Annotated in this window: 3 protein-coding genes; 2 read left to right on the forward strand and 1 reads right to left on the reverse strand. The window is 71.1% G+C overall.

Going from position 1 to position 3040, the window contains the following annotated elements:
• Window positions 1–152: 152 nt before the first annotated feature.
• Window positions 153–1205: a tryptophan--tRNA ligase gene (trpS, locus tag RDU12_RS14390; RefSeq protein ID WP_300292570.1), complete on the forward strand. Its 1053-nt coding sequence runs from the start codon at window positions 153–155 to the stop codon at window positions 1203–1205.
• A 68-nt stretch (window positions 1206–1273) separates the two neighbouring features.
• Window positions 1274–1960, forward strand: coding sequence for a GNAT family N-acetyltransferase (locus RDU12_RS14395; protein WP_300292572.1), 687 nt, complete (start codon window positions 1274–1276; stop codon window positions 1958–1960).
• Window positions 1961–2308: 348 nt separating this feature from the next.
• Here RDU12_RS14395 and RDU12_RS14400 read toward each other — a convergent pair.
• The coding region (locus tag RDU12_RS14400) for an RsmB/NOP family class I SAM-dependent RNA methyltransferase (protein ID WP_308685317.1) at window positions 2309–3040 on the reverse strand (732 nt) is incomplete at its 5' end.

Genomic DNA, 3040 nt, shown 5'->3' on the forward strand with positions numbered 1-3040 from the left:
CACCGGCGCCGGCGGCCTGGTCTATCTGGCGCTGGCCTTCGCCACCCGCGCCGTCACCGTGGCCGAGGTGCGGGGCCTGATCCGGCGGGGACGCTAGGTCGGCCGCGCGAGTTCCGGTTGCTCTCGCCGGCCCGCTGGGGCATTTGCCGCTGATGTCCGACGCCCCGACTTCCTCCCCTGTTCCGATCGCCTATGACGGCCCGCGCCGCGTGCTCAGCGGCATCCAGGCCTCCGGCGCCCTGCATCTGGGCAACTATCTGGGAGCCCTGAAGCGGTTCACCCAGCTGCAGGACGGCGGCGCGCCCTGTTTCCTGTTCGTGGCCGACCTGCACGCCATCACCGTGTGGCAGGACCCGGCCCTGCTGACCGCCCAGACGCGCGAGATCGCGGCGGCCTATCTGGCCTCGGGGCTGGACCCGGCCAAGTCGGTGATCTTCCCGCAGTCGGCGGTGCGGGCCCATTCCGAACTGGCGTGGATCTTCAACTGCGTGGCGCGGCTCGGCTGGCTCGACCGGATGACCCAGTTCAAGGAGAAGTCCGGCAAGCACAAGGAACGCTCGTCGGTCGGCCTCTACACCTATCCGGTGCTGCAGGCGGCGGACATCCTGCTCTACAAGGCCACCGAGGTGCCGACCGGCGAGGACCAGAAGCAGCATCTGGAGCTGACCCGCGACATCGCCGCCAAATTCAACAACGACTTCAATGCGCCGGGCTTCTTCCCCCTGCCGGAGCCGCTGACCCAGGGGCCGGCGCCGCGGGTCATGAGCCTGCGCGACGGGGCGGCCAAGATGTCCAAGTCCGATCCGTCGGACCAATCGCGCATCAATCTGACCGACGACGCCGACGCCATCGTCGCCAAGATCCGCAAGGCCCGGACCGATCCCGAGCCGCTGCCGGAGACGGTCGAGGGGCTGGAGGACCGGGCCGAGGCGAAGAACCTGGTGACCATCTACGCGGCCCTCGCCGACATGACGCGGGAACAGGTGCTGGCCCAGTTCGGCGGTCAGGGCTTCGGCGCCTTCAAGCCGGCGCTGGCCGAGCTGGCCGTGGCCTCGATGGCCCCGGTCACCGCCGAGATGCGCCGGCTGATGGCCGATCCGGCCGAGATCGACCGGGTGTTGAAGGACGGCGCCGAGCGGGCCGCCGCCATCGCCGATCCGGTGGTCGACGAGGTCAAGCGGATCGTCGGCTTCTGGCGCGCCTGAACGCGGTTTCCGGACGCGGCGTCGGCAGCCCCTCTGGCGAATGGCGCCGCCGGCGTTAGAAGTCGGCCATGGTCTTGAATCACCCCCTCGATCGCCCCGTGTGGAGCGCCCTCACCAGCCGACAGGCGCATCTGGCGCTCGGCGATGCCCGAGCGTTGCGCTTCGATCCGGACTACGCCCTGTTCGCGGCGGCGGCCGATGCGTCGCCGGTGAGCACGGCGGCGCTGGGCGCGCTCAACACTTCTCCGAACGGTCTGGGTCTGGTCGAGGCCGGGGACATGCCCTTGCCGCCCGGCGCCGTGGTGCGGGCCAGCGCCGCCTGTGTGCAGATGGTCGCGGCCTCGTTGAACGGCGGCGGCAGGACCGTCGCCTTCGAACCGCTGGGCGAGGCCGACGCGGCGGAGATGCTGGCCCTGGCCACCCTGACTGTGCCCGGCCCGTTCTTCGAGAAGACCCACCGGCTGGGCGACTTCATCGGGGTGAAGGCCGACGGTCGGCTGGTGGCCATGGCCGGGGAGCGGATGAAGCCGGCCGGCTTCACCGAGGTGTCCGGCGTCTGCACCCATCCGGACCACCGCGGCCGCGGCTACGCCGGGGCGCTGATGCGGGTGGTCACGCAGCGCATCCTCGAGCGCGGCGAACAGGCCTTCCTGCACGCCTACGCCGCGAACACCGCGACCATCGCCCTGTACGAGACGCTGGGGTTCCGGGTGCGGACGCGGATTACCTATACGGTGCTCGACGGGCCGGCCTGACCCTGGCCGAAGGGTGCGGGATGGCAGGGTTCGCACTCAAAAAATCGCGACTCCAACTTATGGACGGGTGCGCGCTATGTCCCGGTCATGGGATCGCCGCGCCTGGACGGCGGCGGCGGGGTTCTGGAGCTGTCAAAGACCAGGCCCCGAGGGCATTTCCCCAGTATGCACGGGCCTGCGTCAGAAGCGGACGCAGGCGGTGATGGAGCGAGATTCCGGGTGACCGGGAGTGTCGCATTCGACCGGGAATGACCGGGATGACAGGGTCCGGGATGGCAGGGTTTTCGACGGGGCCAGCCGACCCTCATCCGGCGCTGCGCGCCACCTTCTCCCAATGGGAGAAGGAAGTTACCCGACCCGGTCCAGCCGCGCGATGAAGAAGCCGTCCAGGCCGCCATTTTCGGCCCACATCGAGGGCAGGATGCGCAGCCAGCCTTCGGGGGTCAGGGCCTCGTCGGGGGCGCCGAGGTCGGCGGGGACGGCGGGCGCCGTCCTGAAGGCCGGGTTGCGGCGCAGGAAGGCGATGATCTGGGTCTCGCCCTCCTCGCGCTCCAGCGAGCAGACGCAATAGACCAGACGGCCGCCCGGTTTGACCCGTTCGGCGGCGGCGTCGAGCAGGCGGTGCTGGACGTCGGCCAGTTTGGCCACGTCGGCGGGCTTGGTGGCGCGCAGGACTTCCGGATTGCGGCGGAAGGTGCCGGTGGCGGTGCAGGGCGCGTCGAGCAGGACGGCGTCGAAGACGCGCGGGTCGTCCCAGTCCTCGGCCGGGACGGCCACGACCTCGGCGGCCAGGCCGGTGCGGGCGAGGTTGGCGCGAAGCCGGTCCAGGCGCTTGTCCGACCGGTCGAGGGCGACGACCGCAGCGCCGGCGGCGCACAGCTGCAGCGTCTTGCCGCCCGGCGCGGCGCAGAAGTCGACCACGGTTTCTCCGGCCTTCGGGGCCAGCAGGCGGACCGGGACCGCGGCGGCGGCGTCCTGGACCCACCAGATCCCGTCCTCAAAGCCGGGCCAGCCGGCGATATCGCCGCGGCGGCCGGTGCGGATCGTGCCGCCGGGCAGGACCTCCCCGTCGACGGCGTC

Origin of the sequence: Brevundimonas sp. (assembly GCF_031082345.1) — a bacterium.
Lineage (GTDB): Bacteria > Pseudomonadota > Alphaproteobacteria > Caulobacterales > Caulobacteraceae > Brevundimonas.